Source organism: Streptomyces sp. R41, assembly GCF_041053055.1.
In the GTDB taxonomy this organism is placed as follows: Bacteria; Actinomycetota; Actinomycetes; order Streptomycetales; family Streptomycetaceae; genus Streptomyces.
Genome location: NZ_CP163443.1, coordinates 752,603 through 771,137 on the forward strand (window position 1 = coordinate 752,603; position 18,535 = coordinate 771,137).

An 18,535-nucleotide genomic window follows, 5' to 3' on the forward strand; every position below is an offset into this window, starting at 1 on the left:
GCCGGGGCGGTCTCACCCCACGTCCAACACCGCCTTGCCCCGCAACCGCCGGTTCCCCAGTGCCTCCGCCGCGTCCGCGATCTTGTCCCACGGCCCGCGCCAGCCGACCGGTACGCGCAGCTTCCCCGCGGCGACCAGGTCGAGCAGCCGGCGCAACTGCGGCTGCCTGTCGGTGAGTCCGACGCCGTTGTAGACGGAGACGATCGTCTTCGGTGTGCGGCTGCCCAGGGTGGAGCCCACGGGCAGGGTCGCCCCCTGCCCGGAGGCCCAGCCGACGCTCTGCAGGCTTCCGTCGGGGGCCAGCAGGCCGTACGCCGCGGCCAGTTGGTCGCCGCCGACGGTGTCGACCACGACGTCGACCGGCTGCGTCACCCCGGCGAGGCCGATCGCGATCTCGTCCGCGCCGAGGTCGCCCAAGCCCCGGGCGCTCTCCTCGGAACCGGCGACGGCGATGACGTACGCACCGCCGATGGCCGCGAGTTGCACGGCGAACCCGCCGACGCCACCGGACGCGCCGGTGACCAGCACCCTGCGGCCCAGCAGCGGTCCCGCCTGCTCCAGCGCCCGCAGGGCCGTGCCGGCGGCGACCGGCAGCGTGGCCGCCTCGCCCAGGTCGACCCCGTCGGGCACGACGGCCAGGTCCGCCACGTCCATGGCCCGCAGCGCGCCGAAGCCGCCGCCGTCCGCGAAGCCCACCACTCGGCTGCCGACCGCCGGCCCGCTGCCGTCGGCCGCGGCGGCCACGACGACACCACCCGCGTCGAAGCCGAGTACGTCACCGGGCTCGGCCCGTTCCGCGAAGAACAGTTCGGCCGCGTTGAGCGAGGTGTGCCGGACCTCGATCAGGGCCTGACCGGGTCCGGGCAGGGGATCCGGGGCCTCGCCCAGACGCAGCTTTCCGGGGACCGTGGGGTCAACGATCAGTGCGCGCATGAGAGGTACCTTCTCTCGTCGAGGGCGACTCGACAGGCACCAACTCCCGCCGATCCGGAGTTCTTCCCACCGCCTCCCCCGGGCATGGACGGTCGACCGCGAGCGGTGGGTCACAGGCCTCGGTCACCTTCTGCTCGCGGGCCACTGAGTCGCACATCACAGCCGGACCCGGTCGATGGGTGGTACAGTGCGGTGAGCACTTGTGTACGCCCCCTCTCGGGCGCCGGTGCCGGTTCCACTTCATTTCGCTGACACGCCCGTCGCTCGACGACCGGCGGACCAGCTTCTCAGCACCACCTCCTGAGCACGGCCACGGGCAGTTCTTCCCGTCCGCCGTTCGCGAGGTGATGTCTCCCCGCCGCACGGAGTCGTGAGCACGCCGCCTCCGCAGCCGGCACATCCCCCTTCCCTTCCTCATGACCTCATGAATCCGTCCTTGAAAGGACCCGCATCATGACCACCACACTCGAACACCCTCCTGTACGACAGCAGCTCCCGGCCCAGGCCGCCGGTGTCCTCGACATCGCGCACAACGGGCAGGGGTACCTGCGCGCCGCCGAGAGCTGCCTGCCCACACCGACCGACGTCCAGGTCTCCGCCGCGCTGATCCGCCGTCACGGCCTGCGCAAGGGCGACACCGTCGAAGGCGTACGCGGCGGGCCCCGCGCGCTCGCCGAGGTCGAGCGGATCAACGGCCGTACGCCCGAAGAGCTGCGCCGCCGCCCGCACTTCGGCGACCTCACCCCGCTGCACCCCCGCGACCGGCTCCGCCTGGAACACCCGGCGAGCGGTCTGGCCGGGCGCGTCGTCGATCTGGTCTCGCCGGTCGGCAAGGGCCAGCGCGGTCTGATCGTCGCCCCGCCCAAGACCGGTAAGACGGTGCTGCTCCAGCAGATCGCCGCCGCCGTCGCGGGCAACCATCCCGAATGCCACCTGATGGTGGTGCTGCTCGACGAGCGACCCGAAGAAGTGACCGACATGCGGCGCTCCGTCCGGGGCGAGGTCTTCGCCTCGACCTTCGACAAGACGCCCAAGCAGCACATCGCGCTCGCCGAACTCGTCGTCGAACGCGCCAAGCGCCTCGTCGAGCAGGGCGAGGACGTCGTCATCCTGATGGACTCCCTCACCCGGCTGTGCCGGGCGCACAACAACGCGGCCGCCTCCGGTGGCCGGACCCTCAGCGGCGGCGTCGACGCGGCCGCGGTGCACGGCCCCAAGCGGTTCTTCGGCGCCGCGCGCCTCGCCGAGGAGGGCGGCTCGCTCACGATCCTCGCCACCGCCCTGGTGGAGACCGGCTCCCGCGCCGACGACTACTTCTTCGAGGAGCTCAAGAGCACCGGCAACATGGAGCTCCGCCTCGACCGGACCCTGGCCTCCCGGCGCGTCTTCCCGGCCGTCGACGTCACCCCGTCGGGCACCCGCCGCGAGGAACTCCTGCTTCCCGCGGCCGAGTTGGCGGCCGTACGCGGACTGCGGCGCGCCCTGCAGACGCGGGACGGCCAGGCGAACCTCGAAACCCTCCTGGAGCGGCTGCGCGCCACGCCGGACAACGCGACCTTCCTCCGCCAGGTCCAGCCGACGTTGCCCGCCGCCTGACCACTCCCGCGTGCGGCATCCGGGTACTGCATCCCGCCGCTCGGCCCTGGCACCCTGGCGTACGGCGACTCCGTTCCTACGTTTGCGGTATGACCATCGGATTCTCATCCCGCGCCGCCGCCTCCCGCGCCGGCCTCGCTCGCGCCGCCGTCTCCTGTTCCGCCGTCTGCGTGGTCGGCGCGCTGGCCCTCGCGCCGAGTGCGGCCGTCGCCCGGACGGCCACGGACCCGGGCGTGCCCCGGCCCACGGCATCGCAGCCGCCGCTGTACCGGCCAGGGACGCAGGTACGGCCGCGGGCTGGGGCGCCCGAGGTCCCCGAGGACGTCTCCGCACTGTCCTGGCTGGTGGCCGATGCCCGCACCGGCGAGGTGCTCGCGGCGCACGACGCCCACCTCAAGCTGCCGCCCGCCAGCACCCTGAAGACCCTGTTCGCCCTCACGGTGCTCCCGGTGCTGCCCGGCGGCATCCGGCACACCGTCAAGGGGGAGGAGCTGGCGGACGTCGGCCCGGGGAGCAGCTTGGTCGGCGTCTCGGAGGGCCACACCTACCGTGTGGCCGACCTGTGGCGCGGTGTCTTCCTCAACTCCGGCAACGACGCCGTGCACGTGCTGGCCGCGATGAACGGCGGCTGGCAGACGACGGCGGAGCGGATGCAGGCCAAGGCCCGTTCACTGGGGGCACTCGACACCCATGTCGTCTCGCCCGACGGGTACGACACGCCCGGCCAGGTCTCGTCGGCGTACGACCTGGCGGTGTTCGGGCGGGCCGGGCTGCGCAACGCGGACTTCGCTCGGTACTGCTCCACCGTCGAGGCCATGTTCCCCGGCGACGGCTACCCGTACGAGATCGAGAACACCAACCGGCTGCTGACCGGTGCCGATGGGGTGGAGCCGTATCCGGGCCTGATCGGCATCAAGAACGGCTACACCAGCGAGGCGGGCAACACACTCGTCGCCGCCGCGCGGCGGGGCGGGCGCACGCTCGTCGTCACCGTGATGAACCCTCAGTCGGGCGGCGGGTTCGCCGTCTACGAGGAGGCGCGCTCGCTGCTCGACTGGGGCTTCAAGGCAGCCGGTCACGTCGATCCCGTCGGATCGCTGCTGGACACGCGTGGCGTTCCGGCGGCCGGACCGGCCGCCCTGCCCACGCCCGCGGCACTCCCGGACAACGGCGAATCCGGCTGGCCCGAAGCCGCCGGTATCACCGGAGCCGCGGGGCTGGGCGCCGGAGGCGTGGCCCTCGCCCTGTGGCTCAAGAACGGGCGGCCCACCCGCGGCTGACCGACGGGCAGCCACAGCAGCAGCCCCAGCGTGATCCACGTATACGTGTTGCTGCCGAGGAATCCGTCGAGGCCGGACGCGTCGTCGAACCAGAGCCACACCACGCTGCTGCACAGCACCACGTACAGGGCTCCCGCGACCCGCAGCCGGCGCCGGCGCAACAGCACGGCGAACGACGGCAGCAGCCAGACGAGATGGTGCACCCAGGTGATCGGGCTGACGAGGCAGGCCGCGAGCCCGGTGAGAGCGAACGCGGCCGTCCAGTCCTCGTCGGCCAGCGCGCGGGAGGTCCGCCACGCCCATACGCACAGGACCAGCAGGGCGGCAGTCGCCCAGGCGGCCCTGCTCGGTTCGTCCGGTGCCACGAGCCGGGCCAGCACGCCCTGCAACGACTGGTTGGAGACATAGGCGAGACGTCCGATGCGGTTCGTGTCCCACAGCGCCTCGGTCCAGTAGAAGCGCGAGGCGTCCGGTGCCACCCAGGCGGCCAGCGCGGTGGCCGCCACGGCGACGGCCGTCGCGACCCCGGCGGCGCGCCAGCGGCGGGCGAGCAGCAGCATTCCGATGAAGATGGCGGGCGTGAGCTTGACCGCCGCGGCGAGGCCGATGCCGACGCCCGCCCGGCGTCCCCGTCCGGTGGACAGCAGCCATGCGTCGCTCAGCACGAGGGCGAGGAGCAGGAGGTTGACCTGGCCGAAGCTGAAGGTGTCGCGGACCGGTTCGAGCAGCGCCAGCAGACAGCCCGTCAGGGCGAAGCCGAACCAGCCGTAGCGGCGCAGCGCGGGCCCCACCAGGATCCACACGATTGCGGCGATGGCGGCGAGGTTGAGCAGCAGCTCGACGGCGATCGCCGTGCGCAGTCCGACCAGCGCCATCGGCAGCATGCCGAGGGCCGCGAACGGCGGATACGTGAAGCCGTACGTCGTCCCCGGCACGTGGTAGTCGTAGATCCGGCCGCCGTGATGGGCCCAGGCGTCGACCGTCCCGTAGTAGACGCGCAGGTCGAACCAGTCGCGCAGCAGCGGCACCGTGGCGGTGAACACGCCGACGGCGACGGCGAGTCCGAGGACGAAGAGCAACCGCCGGCGATCGATGCTCAGCGCTCTCATGCCCATCACTTCCCGTGTGCTGCCCCGCTCGCTCTTGTCGTCCTGCCGTCTCTTGCCGTCCAGCCCTCTCATGCGGTCCGTCCGAGCACCGGTGCCTGCGCCGCTTGGTGGGCCTGCCAGAGCACGACCAGCGCGAGCACTCCGCCGGAAACGGCCAGGATCACCTGTTCGGCGTCCGGCGGTCCTCCGCTCGGCAGTACGGCCAGCGCGAGCACCGCGCTGGCGGCCGCGACGCGGTGACGCACCGAAGCGCTGGGCGCCGCCGCGGCGATGAGGAACAGTCCCCACAGCGCGTACCAGGGCCGGATCGCCGGGCCGAATACGGCCACCGCGGCCAGGCTCAGGCCCAACGCGTAGATCGGGCCGGGCCGTAGGCGCAGCCATATGAACAGGACCACGATCACGGTCAGCGCGAGTCCGGCCGCGTGCCACACGGGCAGGGCCAACGGTGCGAGGCCGCTGCCGAGCTTCTCGAGCAGGGCGCCGGAGGCGCGGCCGAGGACACTGGTGGGCGACCAGTTGTGCGGCGAGACGGGGGTCTTCAGGGCCGCGATCCAGCCGTATCCCGTACCGGTCGCGGCGGTGGCCGCGACCGTGGTGGCGAGGGCGACCACGGTCGTGGTCAGGGCGGACTTCACCATCCCCCGCCGCCCGCGCAGCGCGACCACCGCCAGCAGGCCGAGCACGGCGGGCGCCTTGACCAGCGCGGCGAGGGTGATGAGGACGACGCCCAGCACATGCCACCGGCCGCGCGCGGCCACCAGGCCGACGCCGAGCAGGCCGAGCATGATGGCGTCGTTGTGCGCACCGGCCACCAGGTGGAGGAGGACGAGCGGGTTGAGCGCCCCCAGCCACAGCGCGGCGGCCGGATCGGCGCCGCTGTGCCGGGCGAGACGGGGCAGCGCCGCCGCCATCAGGGCGACGCCAAGCAGGGCGACCAGGCGCATGCCGAGCAGTCCTGCCGGTATCTCCCCGCGCGTCAGGCCGGACAGCGCGGAGGCGACGGCGAGGAAGACCGGGCCGTACGGCGTCGTGGTCTGCTGCCACACCGGCGCGACCTCGTCGGCAAGCGGGCCGCCCAGCTGCGCCGGCCCGTGCGCGTAGACATCGATGTGCGCGTCGACCATCGCGCCCTGCGCGAGATAGCTGTACACGTCCCGGCTGAACAGTGGCGGCGCGAGCAGCAGCGGGGCCGCCCACACGGCAAGAACGAGCAGCAGGGAGCGCGGAGTCGGCGGTTCGGGGCCCCGTACGACGGTGCCGAGGAGCGCCCAGGCGGCGATCAGCAGGACAACGCCGAAGTACACGCCGACCAGGCCGAGCACGGCACGCCCCGACTCGGGGGCGAGGAGATCCCTCGCGGGCAGCGCGCCGGCCGTTTCACCTCCCAGCGCGAGGAAGGCGGTACCGGCCAGGCCAAGAGCCTGGCAGTGGCGGAGATCGACGGGGAAAGCCATGGCCAACACTCGGAAAGCGTGTCAACGCGAGGTGGCCGGAGGGCGACGTGTTGCCCTCCGGGCGGGGGCCGTCGTGTGACCTCCGCGTGGTCGCTCCGCTGGGTTCGCCGGAATGCTGCGGGTGGTTCGCCTGCCGCGGGGCCGGTGGGGGCTCGTCGCGCCCACGCGGCGGAGCCGCATCATGTCACTGCCCCGCGCCCCTTACGGGGCGCTCCACATCCCCTTCTCAGAACACTGAGACGCCCGTCAGTGTGGTGAAGCGGTCCAGGGCCGCCACGCCCGCCACCGAGTTGCCGCGCTCGTCCAGGCCCGGGCTCCAGACACACAACGTGCAACGTCCCGGCACCACCGCGATGATGCCGCCGCCCACCCCGCTCTTGCCGGGCAGGCCGACGCGGTACGCGAAGTCGCCGGCCGCGTCGTACGTCCCGCAGGTGAGCATGACCGCGTTGACCTGTTTGGCCTGGCTCTGGGTGAGCAGCCGGGAGCCGTCGGCGCGGATGCCGTGGCGGGCCAGGAAGCTGGTGGCGAGAGCGAGGTCGGCGCAGGACGCCTCGATCGAGCACTGCCGGAAGTACTGCTCCAGGAGCACCGGTACCGGATTGTCGATATTGCCGTACGACGCCATGAAGTGGCCGAGCGCGGCATTGCGGTCGCCGTGCGCGGCCTCGGAGGCGGCTACGTCCTTGTCGAAGGTGAGCCGCCGGTTGCCGCTCTCGGCGCGCAGGAACTCCAGGAGCGTACCCGCCGCGTCACCCGTCCGGGTCTGCAGCCGGTCGGTGACGACGAGGGCGCCCGCGTTGATGAAGGGGTTGCGCGGGATGCCGTTCTCGTACTCCAGCTGGACCAGGGAGTTGAAGGGGTTGCCGGAGGGCTCGCGGCCGACGTGCTCCCAGAGTTCGTCGCCCTCGCGGGCCAGGTCAAGGGCCAGAGTGAAGACCTTGGTGATGGACTGCGTGGAGAACGGCTGCCGCCAGTCCCCCACGCCGTACACCGTGCCGTCGAGCTCCGCGACGGCCATGCCGAAGCGGCGCGGGTCGCAGGCGGCGAGCGCCGGGATGTAGTCGGCGGGCCGCCCGCGACCCGGCGTCTGCGCGATCTCGGTGGCGATGCGCTCCAGGACCGGCTGGAAGGTCAGGGACGGGGACATGATCACCATTCTGCCGCCAGGCCGGTCGTGTTGCTCATCGGCTGCCGGGGCAAAATGGTCCGGCTGCTCATCGGCCGCTTGGCCACCGTGGTCCCGCTCCTCATCAGCCGCTTGGCCACCGTGGTCCCGCTCCTCATCAGCCGCTTGGCCACCGTGGTCCCGCTCCTCATCAGCCGCTTGGCCACCGTGGTCCCGCTCCTCATCAGCCGCTTGGCCACCGTGGTCCCGCTCCTCATCAGCCGCTCAATCGGCCTGGTCCGCTGCTCAACGCCCGCTCAGTCCGGCGTGGTCGCGCTGCTCACCGGCCGATCAGGGACGTACCGCGCCACTGCCCGCGACCACCTCGGGCCGCAGCAGCTCGGCGAGCCGCTCGGCGGGCAACAGCCCCTTCTCCAGGACGAGTTCGGCCACTCCACGTCCACTGGCGAGGGCTTCCTTCGCGATGTCGGTGGCGGCCGTGTACCCGATGTGCGGGTTGAGCGCGGTCACCAGCCCGATGGAGTTCTCCACGGCGGCGCGCAGTTCCTCGGTGTTCGCCGTGATGCCCGCGACGCAGCGCTCGGCGAGGGTGAGGCAGGCGGTCCGCAGGTGGGTGATGGACTCGGACAGGGAGTGCAGGATGATCGGCTCGAAGGCATTGAGCTGGAGTTGACCGGCTTCCGCGGCCATGGTGATGGTGACGTCGTTGCCGATCACTTCGAAGGCGACCTGGTTGACGACCTCGGGGATCACCGGGTTGACCTTGCCGGGCATGATGCTCGAACCCGCCTGCACCGGCGGCAGGTTGATCTCGTTGAGGCCCGCGCGCGGCCCGGAGGACAGCAGCCGCAGGTCGTTGCAGCTCTTGGAGAGCTTGACCGCGATCCGCTTCAGCACACCGGACATCTGCACGAAGGCGCCGCAGTCCTGGGTCGCCTCGACCAGGTTGGCGGCGGTGACCAGCGGCAGTCCTGTGATGTCGGCGAGATGGCGGCGCGCCGACTCGGCGTATCCGGCGGGGGCGTTGAGCCCGGTCCCGATGGCGGTGGCGCCGAGGTTGATCTCGTGGATCAGCTCGACGGCCTCGGCGAGCCGGCTGCGGTCCTCGTCCAGCATCACCGCGAACGCCGAGAACTCCTGCCCCAGCGTCATCGGCACGGCGTCCTGGAGCTGGGTGCGCCCCATCTTCAGTACGTCGCGGAACTCGACGGCCTTGGCGGCGAACGCGTTCTGGAGCACGGCCATCGCCTTGAGCAGCCCGCGCACCGCGAAGACGGTGGCGACCTTGACGGCGGTCGGGTAGACGTCGTTGGTCGACTGGCCGAGGTTGACGTCCTCGTTGGGGTGGAGGTGCAGGTACTCGCCCTTGTCGTGGCCGAGGAGCTCCAACGCCCGGTTGGCGACGACCTCGTTGGCGTTCATGTTCGTCGAGGTGCCTGCGCCGCCCTGGATGACGTCGACCACGAACTGATCGTGCAGTTTGCCGTCCCGGATCTCCCGGCAGGCCTCGACGATGGCGGCGGCCTTGCGGGGCTCGAGGAGGCCGAGTTCCTCATTCGCGCGGGCAGCTGCCTCCTTGACGGCGGCGAGGGCGTCGATCAGGTGCGGATAGGCGGAGATCGGGGTGCCCGTGATGGGGAAGTTCTCCGTGGCGCGCAGGGTGTGGATGCCCCAGTACGCGTCGGCGGGGACGTCGCGGTCTCCGAGCAGGTCGTGTTCGCTGCGGTGGGCTGCGGCGGTCATGTCGGTGCGGGTCTTCTTTCAGAAGGGGTGAGTCACGCGTACAGAAGGGGTGAGTCAGGCGTACGTAGCTGCCTGCCTCTCAGGTGGACGGTTCAGGCGTGCGTGGGGTGCGTGAGGGGATCGAGGGCTCGGGTCGGCCGGATGTGCCCGACCACCGCGCCGCCCCCGAGGAGCGGCGCGCCCGCGAACTCGGCGAGCGCGGTCGGATCGACCCCGCAGCGCGCGAGGGCGGCCGCGGCCACCGGGACGCGCGCCCGGTCGGCGCCGTCGGCGATCTTGACCGCGACGGCCCGGCCGTCCGGCAAGGCCGCGACCTGCACGCCTTCGAAGCCGTCCTTGGCGAGCAGTCCCGGCACGGCCCGCATCAGCGCGGCGACGTCGCGCCCGGACCCGGAGGCCATCTCGGCGTGCTCGCGCATCGCGTCGGCCACCCGCGCCTCGGGGGTGCCCGGCGCGGCGGTGGTGATCCGGGCGGCCGCGCGGGCGAGCCCGTGCAGCGAGACGGAGAACAGGGGTGCGCCGCATCCGTCGACGGTCACCTGGGCTATGGCCTGTCCGGTGAGGTCCTCGACGATCTCCGCGATGGCCTGCTGGAGCGGGTGCGCCGGGTCGAGGTAGTTCTCGAGCGACCAGCCGTTGAGGTGGGCCGTGTACAGCATGGCCGCGTGCTTGCCCGAGCAGTTCTGGGCGAGCTGGGAGGGCAGACGGCCCTCGCGCACCCAGTCCTCGCGTACCACCGGGTCGAACGGCAGGTCGGCGACATTGCGCAGCCGGTCCTCCGGCAGTCCGGCCAGCTCCAGGATCCGCCGCGTCCCGGCGAGATGACGTTCCTCGCCGGAGTGGCTGGCGGCGGTCAGCGAGAGCAGTTCGCCGTCCAGCGGCAGCCCGGCCCGCAGCATGGCCACGGCCTGGACTGGCTTGAGAGCCGAGCGCGGGTAGAAGGCCGCCTCGATGTCGCCGATCCGAAGCTCCAGGCTGCCGTCGGCGGCCAGCACGACCACCGAACCGTAGTGGATGCCTTCGATGACACCGCCGCGTACGAGCTGGGCGACGGGGGCGTGCAGAGGTTCGCGGATCACGGGGGCCGCGGCGAGCGAACTGCCGTAGGTCATGGTCGGGTTCACGCGTCGGCTCCGTCGCGTATCCCGGCGACCCGGCGGCGCACTCCGTACCAGCCCGCGACGAGCGCGGCCACGATCAGCGGCAGACACAGGACGGTCGTGCGGCCCGCTCCCCCGTCGGCGTACATCAGCACGAGCACGGAGGCGAGGAAGCCGATGGTCACGATCTCGGTCCACGGCGAGCCGGGGAGGCGGTAACCCGGCCTGGACAGCTCGCCGTTCTGGGTCTTCCGCCAGAACAGCAGGTGACAGAGCATGATCATGCCCCAGGTGGCGAGAATGCCGATCGCCGCGAAGTTCAGCACGATCTCGAAGGCGTCGGCGGGCACGACGAAGTTGAGGCCGACGCCGAGGACGCAGATGCCGCTGGTGAGCAGGATGCCGCCGTACGGGACCTGGCTGCGGCTCATCACGCCGGTGAACTTCGGTGCCGAGCCGGACATCGCCATCGAGCGCAGGATGCGGCCGGTGGAGTACAGGCCGGAGTTGAGGGACGACATGGCGGCGGTGAGGACGACGAGGTTCATGACGCCGCCCGCGGCCGGGATGCCGATGTTCGACAGCACGGTGACGAAGGGGCTCTGGTCCGCGCTGTACTTGCTCCAGGGCAACAGCATCGACAGAAGGACCACGGAGCCGACGTAGAAGATACCGACGCGCCACATGATCGAGTTGATGGCCTTGGGCATGATCTTCTCGGGGTTCGCGGTCTCGCCCGCCGCGACGCCGACCAGCTCGACGGAGGCATAGGCGAAGACGACGCCCTGGATGATCAGCAGCATCGGCAGCAGACCGTTGGGGAAGATGCCGCCGTTGTCGGTGATCAGGGACGGGCCCGGGTTGTGGCCGTCGACCGGGTGCTGGGTGACCAGCAGGAAGATGCCGATGAGCATGAAGACGACGAGGGCGCTGACCTTGATGATCGCGAACCAGAACTCCAGTTCGCCGAACATCCTCACGGATATCAGGTTCACCGTCAGGACGACCGCGAGCGCGATGAGCGCGATCACCCACTGCGGGATGTCGGAGAACATGCCCCAGTAGTGGGCGTAGACGGCCACGGCGGTGATGTCGGCGATGCCGGTGGTGGCCCAGTTCAGGAAGTACATCCAGCCCGCGACGTACGCGCCCTTCTCGCCCAGGAACTCACGGGCGTAGGACACGAAGGCGCCGGACGACGGCCGGTACAGGACGAGTTCGCCGAGCGCGCGGACGACCAGGAACGCGAACAGGCCACAGACCGCGTACGCGACGAACAGTGAAGGACCGGCGTCGGCGAGGCGGCCGCCGGCGCCGAGGAAGAGGCCGGTGCCGATGGCTCCGCCGATGGCGATCATGTTGACGTGCCGGGACTTCAGCGACTTGCTGTAACCGGCGTCTCCGGCGTCGACGTGCGCGGTCGGCCTCGCGGTCGATGGGGCCTCTTGTTGGAGGGACTGCTCGCTCACGCCTCGGGTCCGCCTTCCGTGGGGGTGTCCGTGTGCGCGGGGCGCACGATGTCGGTGAGGGTGGTCTCCACGCGGTCGAGGTGATGGGACATCGCCTCCACCGCGTCGTGTTCACTGCCGTCGATCAGGGCCTCGACGATCGCCCGGTGCTCGCGGTTGGACTGCTCGCGCCGGCCGCCGAGTTCGTTCAGGAACGCCGACTGGCGGGCCAGGGCGTCCCGGATCTCCTCGATGACCCGGCGGAAGACCGGGTTCTGGGACGCCTCGGCCACGGCGATGTGGAAGATCGTGTCCATCGCGACCCAGGCCGTGGTGTCGGTCTCCCGCTCCATCCGCTCCAGCAGATGGGCCAGGTGGTCGAGGTTCTCCGGGGTGCGGCGCACCGCCGCGTACCCGGCGACGGGGATCTCGACGTGGCGCCGCACTTCGAGCAGGTCGCTCGCCGCGTAGTCGCCGAAGGTGGGGTCCTCGACCGTGTTGGCGAGCACGAAGGTGCCCTTGCCGGTACGGGACACGGTCAGGCCCATGACCTGCAGGGCCCGCAGCGCCTCGCGGAGCACGGGGCGGCTGACTTCGAGGCGGCGGCAGAGCTCCGCCTCGGAGGGGAGCTTGTCGCCGATGGCGTAATCGCCGCGCTCGATGGCGCTGCGGAGGTGGGTGAGCACCGCTTCCATGGCGCTGACGCGCCGCGGTACCGAGCCACCTGTCTGGCTGTCTGACAGGTTCACGGGGTGATCCTCCGGGTGACCGGCGGGGGCTGTCAAGGGCAGCGAAAAGAAAAATTCAGGGGGCGCGAAGCCTGAAAACCGGCTTTACGCCCCCTGTGACCAGCTGTTTCTGTGCTCAGCCGGCGACTTCGGCTGTATCTCTGCTCGGCCGACTGGTTCAGCGGTCTTTGTGGTCGGCCGACCGCTTCAGCCGTTTTTCTACCCGGTCGACTGCTTCAGCCAGTTTTGCGCTCGGTCGACTGGTCCAGTCGTTTCCGCGATCAGTCGGCTGGCTCAGCTGTCGAGGGCCCCGGTGGCCAGCAGCCCGAACAGCGCCACGCCGATGACGATCCGATAGATCACGAACGCGTTGAAGGAGTGCTTGGCGACGAACTTCAGCAGCCAGGCGATCGAGCCGTACGCGACCACGAAGGAGACGAGGGTGCCGACGGCCAGCGGGGCGGCGCCGACACCCGTGCCCAGGGCGTCCTTCAGCTCGTACAGACCGGCGCCGGTCAGCGCGGGGATGCCGAGGAAGAAGGAGAGCCGGGTGGCCGCGACGCGGTCCAGGTCGAGGATGAGCGCCGTGGACATGGTGGCGCCGGAGCGCGAGAAGCCCGGGAAGAGCAGGGCGAGGATCTGGGAGCTGCCGACCAGCATCGCGTCCTTGAACGAGGTGTCGTCCTCACCGCGCTTGTGCCGGCCCATCTGGTCCGCCGCCCACATGACACCACTGCCGACGATCAGCGAGGCCGCGACCACCCACAGCGAGGCGAGCGGCCCCTCGATCAGCGGCTTCGCCGCGAGGCCCACGATCACGATCGGAATGGTCGCGTAGATCACCCACCAGGCGAACTTGTAGTCGTGGTGCTGACGCTCCTGCTTGTTGCGCAGTCCACGCCCCCAGGCGGAGACGATCCGCACGATGTCCTTGAAGAAGTACACGAGCACGGCGGCGATCGCGCCGACCTGGATGACCGCGGAGAAGCCGACGACGGCGTTGTCGTCGACGGGGATGCCCATCAGCCCTTCGGTGATCTTGAGATGGCCGGTGGAGGAGACGGGGAGGAACTCGGTCACCCCCTCGACGGCTCCGAGGACGACGGCCTGACCGACGTTGATGACGCTCATGGGATCCAGTTCTGAGGAGTTGGTCGACAGTGCTGTAGACGGTGCTGGGGGACAGTCTTACCTATGCGTGCGGACGCCTGGCGCCTAGGTCCACAAAGCTTGCGCAAACGAGACCCCGGCGAACGCCGCGCCCAGGCCGGCCGTCACGCTCAGTACCACGTTGGCGGCGGCGTAGAACCCCGCGCCGGTCTCGGTCAGCCGCAGTGTCTCGTACGAGAACGTCGAGTACGTGGTCAGCGCCCCGCACAGGCCCGTGCCGATCAGCAGCTGCAGGTGCGGGGAGGCGTGGCCCGCCGAGGCCGCGCCGGTGAGGAGCCCCAGGACCAGACAGCCTGTCACGTTGACGACGAGCGTGCCCCAGGGGAAGACCGTGTCGTGTTTCAGCTGCACCGCCCGGTCGGTCAGATAGCGCAGGGGTGCCCCGACCGCGGCACCGATGATCACCAGCAGCCAGTTCACAACGACTTCTCACCTTTCCCGTCCGCGTCGCCTCTCCCATCCGTGGCCTCGGGGGTGTCGCGAGGAGTGCCCTCGGAGGCGTTGCGGCGGGTGTCCTCACCGTCGCCGCCCCGTCCGACGTACCGGATGACCTCGCAGTCGTCGAGGATCACCAGACCCTCGGTGACGAGTTCGTCGAGCTTCGGCAGGAACGCCCGTACGCGCTCCTCGGTGTCCACGATCACGATGGCCACCGGCAGGTCCTCGCTCAGCGAGAGCAGCCGCGAGGTGTGGATCAGGGAGGAGGCGCCGAAGCCCTCGATGCCCCGGAAGACACTGGCGCCCGCGAGGCCTGCCGCGTGGGCGCGGTGCACGATCTCCGTGTAGAGCGGTTTGTGGTGCCAGGTGTCGTTCTCGCCGATGAAGATCGTCACCCGCAGGGCGCTGCCCGTCAGCCTCGTCATCGCTGCCTCCATGCCAGGGCGCGGCGTACCGCCGTCCCCGCGAGCCACACCGCCGCGAGCGCCGCGAGCAGGGTCGCGGCGAGGTAGGCGAGCCCGGTTCCGGGGTGGCCCGCGTCGAGAAGTTTCTGGATGTCGACGGCGTAGGTCGAGAAGGTGGTGAACCCGCCGAGCACGCCGGTACCGAAGAAGGGCCGGACCAGCCGATGAGCCGCCCACACATCGGTGATGACGACCATGAAGGCGCCGATCACGGCGCAGCCGATCACATTGACCCAGAACGTGGTCCAGGGAAATCCGCCCGTCTGCACCGGCCACAGCTGCGCCGCTCCGTAGCGGGCCGTGGCGCCGACGGCGCCGCCGAGCGCGACCATCGCGACGACGGGTCCCTGGCCGCGCCAGGGCGACGCCGCCCTCCGCGCGGGCATGCGCACGGGGGCCGGGGTGTCGGGTTCGTCGACCCGCTCGGGGTGCGGGACTGTCATGGACGTACTTCTCCTACTCGCCGGGCCCCGCGGGGCACACATCATCGCAAGTAGGGACCGTTGGCGGCAGCGGCGCCGCGGTTCGGGTACGGCGGGCCCCACCGCCGCGCCGCGACACAAGATCGCGGCCGGTGAACAGGGTAACGCCGGGGGTACCGGCCGCGCACACTCGGCTCAGCCTGTGGCCACCGGCCGGGCGCACGGGCTCCCGACGACCGGCGGTGCGCAACGGCTCAGTCCGCGGCGACCACCCGTACACAACGGCTCAATCCCCGACGACCAGCCGTCCGCAACGGCTCAATCCCCGACGACCAGCCGTGTGCATCGGCTCAGTCCGTCGGAGCGGGCAGGTCGCACACGGCGATCCCCCGTTCCCAGATGCTCCCCAGCACCAGCCGGCCGTCGGCCTCGCAGGCGCTGGTGACCATGCGGAACCGTGCGCGGCGGCGTTCGAGGTGATGGAGGACGCGGCCCTCGTCGTCGACCGCGATGACCCCCGCTGTGCCCGGAGGACGGAACGGCGCGCGCACCGCGACGCGGGCGGCGGTGTGCCGCAGCGCGGGGCCGCGGCGGTGGAGGAGTTCCAGGGCGGCGACGCGGGGTCCGGGCAGCGCCACCCAGATCGGCCCGTCGGGGGCGCGCCAGAGGTTGTCGGGCTGACCGGGCAGATCGTCGACGAAGGTCTCGCGGCGCCCCTGCTTCGGCCCGGCGAGCCAGTAGCGGGTGAGGCGCCGCTCGCCGGTCTCCGCGACGACGAGGAAGGACTCGTCCGCAGCGGGTGCGAGCCCGTTGGCGAACTGCAGCCCCTCCAGGAGCACTTCCGGTTCCTTCTCCCCCGGTGCGAGGCGCAGCAGGCGGCCGGTTCCGGTGTGCTCGACCAGGTCGCCGATCCATTGCTCAAGCGGGTGACTCCGGCTGGAGACAGTGAAGTAGATCGTGCCGTCCGACAGTGCGACCACGTTGCTGCAGAAGCGCAGGGGTTCGCCGGCCACCGTGTCGGCGAGGACGCGCACGATACCGTCGTCGAGCCCGATCCGCAGCAGTCCGCGCCGGGCGTCGCAGACCAACAGGCCGTCGTCCGGGAGGAGTTCGAGCCCCAGGGGCCTGCCGCCCGTCTCCGCGATCACCCGGGAGCGGGTGCGTTCGGGATCGCCGAATCCGTCGACGCGCACGATGCGGCCGTCCTCCAGGCCGGTCAGCACCCGGCCCCGGGCGTCGGCCACCACGTCCTCGGGGCCGCGGCCGTCGAGCAGGACGAAGCGCCGGGGTACGAGCGGGGCGGGCCCGCCGGTGGCGCGCGAGTGAGCCATGGGTGCCTCCTGCGGCCGGTGGGCCACGCCGCTACCAGCCCTTCTCGAAGAAGTGCGCGACCTCGGCGATGCGCCATTCGTCGCGACGGTAGAAGGTCCGGCGTCTGATCTTCTTGGCCCGCAGCAGACCGACCCCGGTGAGCAGGTCGAGATGCGTGCGCGCCACCGCACGGCTCACACCGAGCTTGGCGGCGAGGGCCTCCGGGCTGACACCGTCCTCGACGAGGTCGCCGTAGCGCTGTGGTGGGAAGTGCGCGGCGGGGTCCCGCAGCCACTCCAGTATGTCCAGGCGTTGCCCACTGACGGGAACCTTCAGCATCTCGTCCCCCTCCGAACCGGCGGTCTCCCGCTACTGTCCCGCAGCCCGGGGCGGCACGCACGGGCTTCCGCGACCCTGGCCGGGGCCGAACGGGTAGAGCTGACCGGGCCGAACGGCCCAAGGGCGCCGCAAGGGCCCGGCTGCCGGGGCAGCCGGGCCCTCAGGGGCTCAGCGGTGACTGAACACCGACATGGCCGGAAGCGCCTTGTCGTCGAAGCCGAACAGGGCCTGGTTCTCCCAGCCGTTGCCCGACGTGGCGTCGGTCGGGTCCCAGCCGTTGCCGGTGACCGCCGTCCAGGTGGCCTCCCAGTAGAAGACGCCGAGACCGCGGCCGTTCGGGACGGCCTCCACGATGTTCATCACGTCCCGCAGCCAGGCGGTCTGCCCGGCCGTCGAGGCCGGGTAGCCGGAGACCAGCTCACCGGTCGTGTCGATCTGGTTGACGAGCGAGTCGTCGCTGTCCAGACGGAAGGGGTATGCCGTCTCGGCGACGAAGACCGGCTTGTTGTAGCGGGCCGCCGCGTCGTCCAGGGTGGTCTGGAAGTCGTAGAGCGAGCCGTGCCAGTAGCCGTAGTACGACAGGCCGATGGCGTCGAAGTTCACACCGTTGGCCACCGCGTTGTCGAACCACCAGCGGGTGCCGGTCAGGTCGCCGCCCTTGGCGAGGTGCAGCGCCACGACGGTGGACGAGGACACCGCCTTGGCCGCGCTGTAGCCGGAGTTGAGCAGGCCGGCGAGCTGCGACCAGTTGTCCGTGGAACCCTCGGACCACAGCATGCCGCCGTTGATCTCGTTGCCGATCTGCACCATGTCGGCCGTGGTGCCCTGCGCCTTCAGCGCGTTGAGCACGTCGTAGGTGTGGTTGTAGACGTCCGTCTTCAACTGGCTGTACGAGTGCCCGGCCCAGGCCGCCGGCTTGGTCTGGGCGCCGGGGTCGGCCCAGGTGTCGGAGTAGTGGAAGTCGACGAGGAGCTTCATGCCCTGCGCCTTGATGCGCTTGGCCATCGCCAGGACGCGCGTCTTGTTGTTGTAGCCGTCGGCCGGGTTCACCCACACCTTGAGGCGGGCGTAGTTCATGCCGGAGGACTTGAGGATGGCGAGCGCGTCACCGGTTGTGCCGGAGCTGGTCTTGTAGACCCCGCCGAGGGCCTCGCTCTTGGCGAGGGAGGAGATGTCGGAGCCCTTGACGGACAGTCCGGTGGTGCCCGAGGTGAACGTCAGGTCGTCGACGTTGATCCAGTTGCCCGCGTTGGCGTCGGAGTAAATGCTGATCGTGCACTGGTTGTTGGTCACCGCTACGGGCACGACGAGGTGTATCCATCCGCTGCTGGAGACCGGCAGATCGGTGCGCTGCTCGGTGCCGCCGCAGTTCTTCAGTGCGAGGTAGGCGGAGTTCTGGCCGCCGCCCGAGCGCACCCAGGCGGTGAGCTTGTAGTTGCCGTTGGTCAGCCCGGAGAGGTACTGGTACGTCTCCACCTTGTACGCGGACGCCGAGTAATGGGTGAGGCGGTAACTCCCGCCGTGGCCACCGGACTCCACGTAGGAGGCGCCGGTGTCGCCGTACTCCGACCACCCGCTGGGCGTGGCGACGCCGGAGCCGTCGGTCTCGAATCCGGCGTTCGTGAGGGTGCTCGCCGCCTGCGCCGTCTGCGCGGGGAGGGCGGTGAGGGCGAGCCCGGCCGCGAGCGGCAGCAGCAGGGCCCTGAGTGTGCGTCTGGGATGGAACATCATCGTCCGTCGTCCCTTCGACGTGATGGGGATGGGGGTGCCCCCGCGATGGAGCCGGAGGGCGCCCCCTCCGCCCGCGGCTCGTGCGCTCACACGGGCGGAGGGGAGTCGGCTGGGCCGGGCGGGTCGTGGGACCCGCA

General features: G+C 70.9%; 15 protein-coding genes and 3 pseudogenes. 2 read left to right on the forward strand and 16 right to left on the reverse strand.

Features of this window, described 5'->3' with window-relative positions; genetic code table 11:
• Positions 1-12: 12 nt before the first annotated feature.
• Positions 13-933, reverse strand: coding sequence for a zinc-binding dehydrogenase (locus AB5J53_RS03585; protein WP_369244203.1), 921 nt, complete (start codon positions 931-933; stop codon positions 13-15).
• 447 nt (positions 934-1,380) lie between these two features.
• Here AB5J53_RS03585 and rho point away from each other — a divergent pair.
• A pseudogene (gene rho / locus AB5J53_RS03590) lies at positions 1,381-2,529 on the forward strand (transcription termination factor Rho); the annotation flags it as partial.
• Between the two features lie 89 nt (positions 2,530-2,618).
• A pseudogene (locus AB5J53_RS03595) lies at positions 2,619-3,521 on the forward strand (D-alanyl-D-alanine carboxypeptidase family protein); the annotation flags it as partial.
• Positions 3,522-3,607: 86 nt separating this feature from the next.
• On the opposite strand, the pseudogene AB5J53_RS03600 reads toward AB5J53_RS03595, so the two are convergent.
• The 15 genes and pseudogenes from AB5J53_RS03600 to AB5J53_RS03670 form a co-directional block, all read right to left on the reverse strand.
• A pseudogene (locus AB5J53_RS03600) lies at positions 3,608-4,918 on the reverse strand (glycosyltransferase 87 family protein); the annotation flags it as partial.
• A gap of 68 nt (positions 4,919-4,986) precedes the next feature.
• Positions 4,987-6,375 carry a polyprenol phosphomannose-dependent alpha 1,6 mannosyltransferase MptB gene (gene mptB / locus AB5J53_RS03605; protein WP_369244204.1) on the reverse strand — a complete coding sequence of 463 codons (1,389 nt, stop codon included), beginning with the start codon at positions 6,373-6,375 and terminating at the stop codon, positions 4,987-4,989.
• A gap of 226 nt (positions 6,376-6,601) precedes the next feature.
• Positions 6,602-7,534: a glutaminase gene (locus AB5J53_RS03610; RefSeq protein ID WP_369244205.1), complete on the reverse strand. Its 933-nt coding sequence runs from the start codon at positions 7,532-7,534 to the stop codon at positions 6,602-6,604.
• Positions 7,528-7,761, reverse strand: coding sequence for a hypothetical protein (locus AB5J53_RS03615; protein ID WP_369244206.1), 234 nt, complete (start codon positions 7,759-7,761; stop codon positions 7,528-7,530). Before AB5J53_RS03615 ends, AB5J53_RS03610 begins: the two co-directional genes overlap by 7 nt.
• Positions 7,762-7,834: 73 nt before the next feature.
• Positions 7,835-9,247 (reverse strand): aspartate ammonia-lyase, encoded by a 1,413-nt coding sequence (aspA, locus tag AB5J53_RS03620; protein ID WP_369244207.1) that lies wholly within the window; start codon positions 9,245-9,247, stop codon positions 7,835-7,837.
• Positions 9,248-9,339: 92 nt separating this feature from the next.
• A complete protein-coding gene (locus AB5J53_RS03625; protein WP_369252038.1) occupies positions 9,340-10,359 on the reverse strand; it encodes an asparaginase in 1,020 nt (339 codons plus the stop codon).
• An 8-nt stretch (positions 10,360-10,367) separates the two neighbouring features.
• Positions 10,368-11,816 (reverse strand): amino acid permease, encoded by a 1,449-nt coding sequence (locus AB5J53_RS03630; RefSeq protein WP_369244208.1) that lies wholly within the window; start codon positions 11,814-11,816, stop codon positions 10,368-10,370.
• A complete protein-coding gene (locus AB5J53_RS03635) occupies positions 11,813-12,490 on the reverse strand; it encodes a FadR/GntR family transcriptional regulator (protein ID WP_369252040.1) in 678 nt (225 codons plus the stop codon). The genes AB5J53_RS03630 and AB5J53_RS03635 overlap by 4 nt, the downstream gene beginning before the upstream one ends.
• A gap of 327 nt (positions 12,491-12,817) precedes the next feature.
• Entirely contained in the window at positions 12,818-13,654 is an 837-nt protein-coding gene (locus AB5J53_RS03640) for an undecaprenyl-diphosphate phosphatase (RefSeq protein ID WP_369244209.1), read from the reverse strand.
• Between the two features lie 84 nt (positions 13,655-13,738).
• Positions 13,739-14,113 (reverse strand): fluoride efflux transporter CrcB, encoded by a 375-nt coding sequence (crcB, locus tag AB5J53_RS03645; protein WP_369244210.1) that lies wholly within the window; start codon positions 14,111-14,113, stop codon positions 13,739-13,741.
• Entirely contained in the window at positions 14,110-14,556 is a 447-nt protein-coding gene (locus tag AB5J53_RS03650; RefSeq protein ID WP_369244211.1) for a DUF190 domain-containing protein, read from the reverse strand. Before AB5J53_RS03650 ends, crcB (AB5J53_RS03645) begins: the two co-directional genes overlap by 4 nt.
• Positions 14,553-15,038 (reverse strand): fluoride efflux transporter CrcB, encoded by a 486-nt coding sequence (gene crcB / locus AB5J53_RS03655; protein WP_369244212.1) that lies wholly within the window; start codon positions 15,036-15,038, stop codon positions 14,553-14,555. Before crcB (AB5J53_RS03655) ends, AB5J53_RS03650 begins: the two co-directional genes overlap by 4 nt.
• Before the next feature lie 329 nt (positions 15,039-15,367).
• A complete protein-coding gene (locus AB5J53_RS03660; protein WP_369244213.1) occupies positions 15,368-16,348 on the reverse strand; it encodes an SMP-30/gluconolactonase/LRE family protein in 981 nt (326 codons plus the stop codon).
• Between the two features lie 31 nt (positions 16,349-16,379).
• Positions 16,380-16,667, reverse strand: a complete 288-nt coding sequence (locus AB5J53_RS03665; protein ID WP_369244214.1) for a helix-turn-helix domain-containing protein — start codon at positions 16,665-16,667, stop codon at positions 16,380-16,382.
• A gap of 168 nt (positions 16,668-16,835) precedes the next feature.
• Positions 16,836-18,395 (reverse strand): arabinogalactan endo-beta-1,4-galactanase, encoded by a 1,560-nt coding sequence (locus AB5J53_RS03670; RefSeq protein WP_369244215.1) that lies wholly within the window; start codon positions 18,393-18,395, stop codon positions 16,836-16,838.
• Positions 18,396-18,535 lie beyond the last annotated feature (140 nt).

What these genes read in the sequence shown, in the direction of transcription:
- AB5J53_RS03585 (WP_369244203.1), bottom strand. Translation starts at nt 933, where the DNA reads ATGCGCGCACTGATCGTTGACCCCACGGTCCCCGGAAAGCTGCGTCTG.
- mptB (WP_369244204.1), bottom strand. Translation starts at nt 6,375, where the DNA reads ATGGCTTTCCCCGTCGATCTCCGCCACTGCCAGGCTCTTGGCCTGGCC.
- AB5J53_RS03610 (WP_369244205.1), bottom strand. Translation starts at nt 7,534, where the DNA reads ATGGTGATCATGTCCCCGTCCCTGACCTTCCAGCCGGTCCTGGAGCGC.
- AB5J53_RS03615 (WP_369244206.1), bottom strand. Translation starts at nt 7,761, where the DNA reads ATGAGGAGCGGGACCACGGTGGCCAAGCGGCTGATGAGGAGCGGGACC.
- aspA (WP_369244207.1), bottom strand. Translation starts at nt 9,247, where the DNA reads ATGACCGCCGCAGCCCACCGCAGCGAACACGACCTGCTCGGAGACCGC.
- AB5J53_RS03625 (WP_369252038.1), bottom strand. Translation starts at nt 10,359, where the DNA reads ATGACCTACGGCAGTTCGCTCGCCGCGGCCCCCGTGATCCGCGAACCT.
- AB5J53_RS03635 (WP_369252040.1), bottom strand. Translation starts at nt 12,490, where the DNA reads ATGGAAGCGGTGCTCACCCACCTCCGCAGCGCCATCGAGCGCGGCGAT.
- AB5J53_RS03640 (WP_369244209.1), bottom strand. Translation starts at nt 13,654, where the DNA reads ATGAGCGTCATCAACGTCGGTCAGGCCGTCGTCCTCGGAGCCGTCGAG.
- AB5J53_RS03650 (WP_369244211.1), bottom strand. Translation starts at nt 14,556, where the DNA reads ATGACGAGGCTGACGGGCAGCGCCCTGCGGGTGACGATCTTCATCGGC.
- crcB (WP_369244212.1), bottom strand. Translation starts at nt 15,038, where the DNA reads ATGACAGTCCCGCACCCCGAGCGGGTCGACGAACCCGACACCCCGGCC.
- AB5J53_RS03660 (WP_369244213.1), bottom strand. Translation starts at nt 16,348, where the DNA reads ATGGCTCACTCGCGCGCCACCGGCGGGCCCGCCCCGCTCGTACCCCGG.
- AB5J53_RS03665 (WP_369244214.1), bottom strand. Translation starts at nt 16,667, where the DNA reads ATGCTGAAGGTTCCCGTCAGTGGGCAACGCCTGGACATACTGGAGTGG.
- AB5J53_RS03670 (WP_369244215.1), bottom strand. Translation starts at nt 18,395, where the DNA reads ATGTTCCATCCCAGACGCACACTCAGGGCCCTGCTGCTGCCGCTCGCG.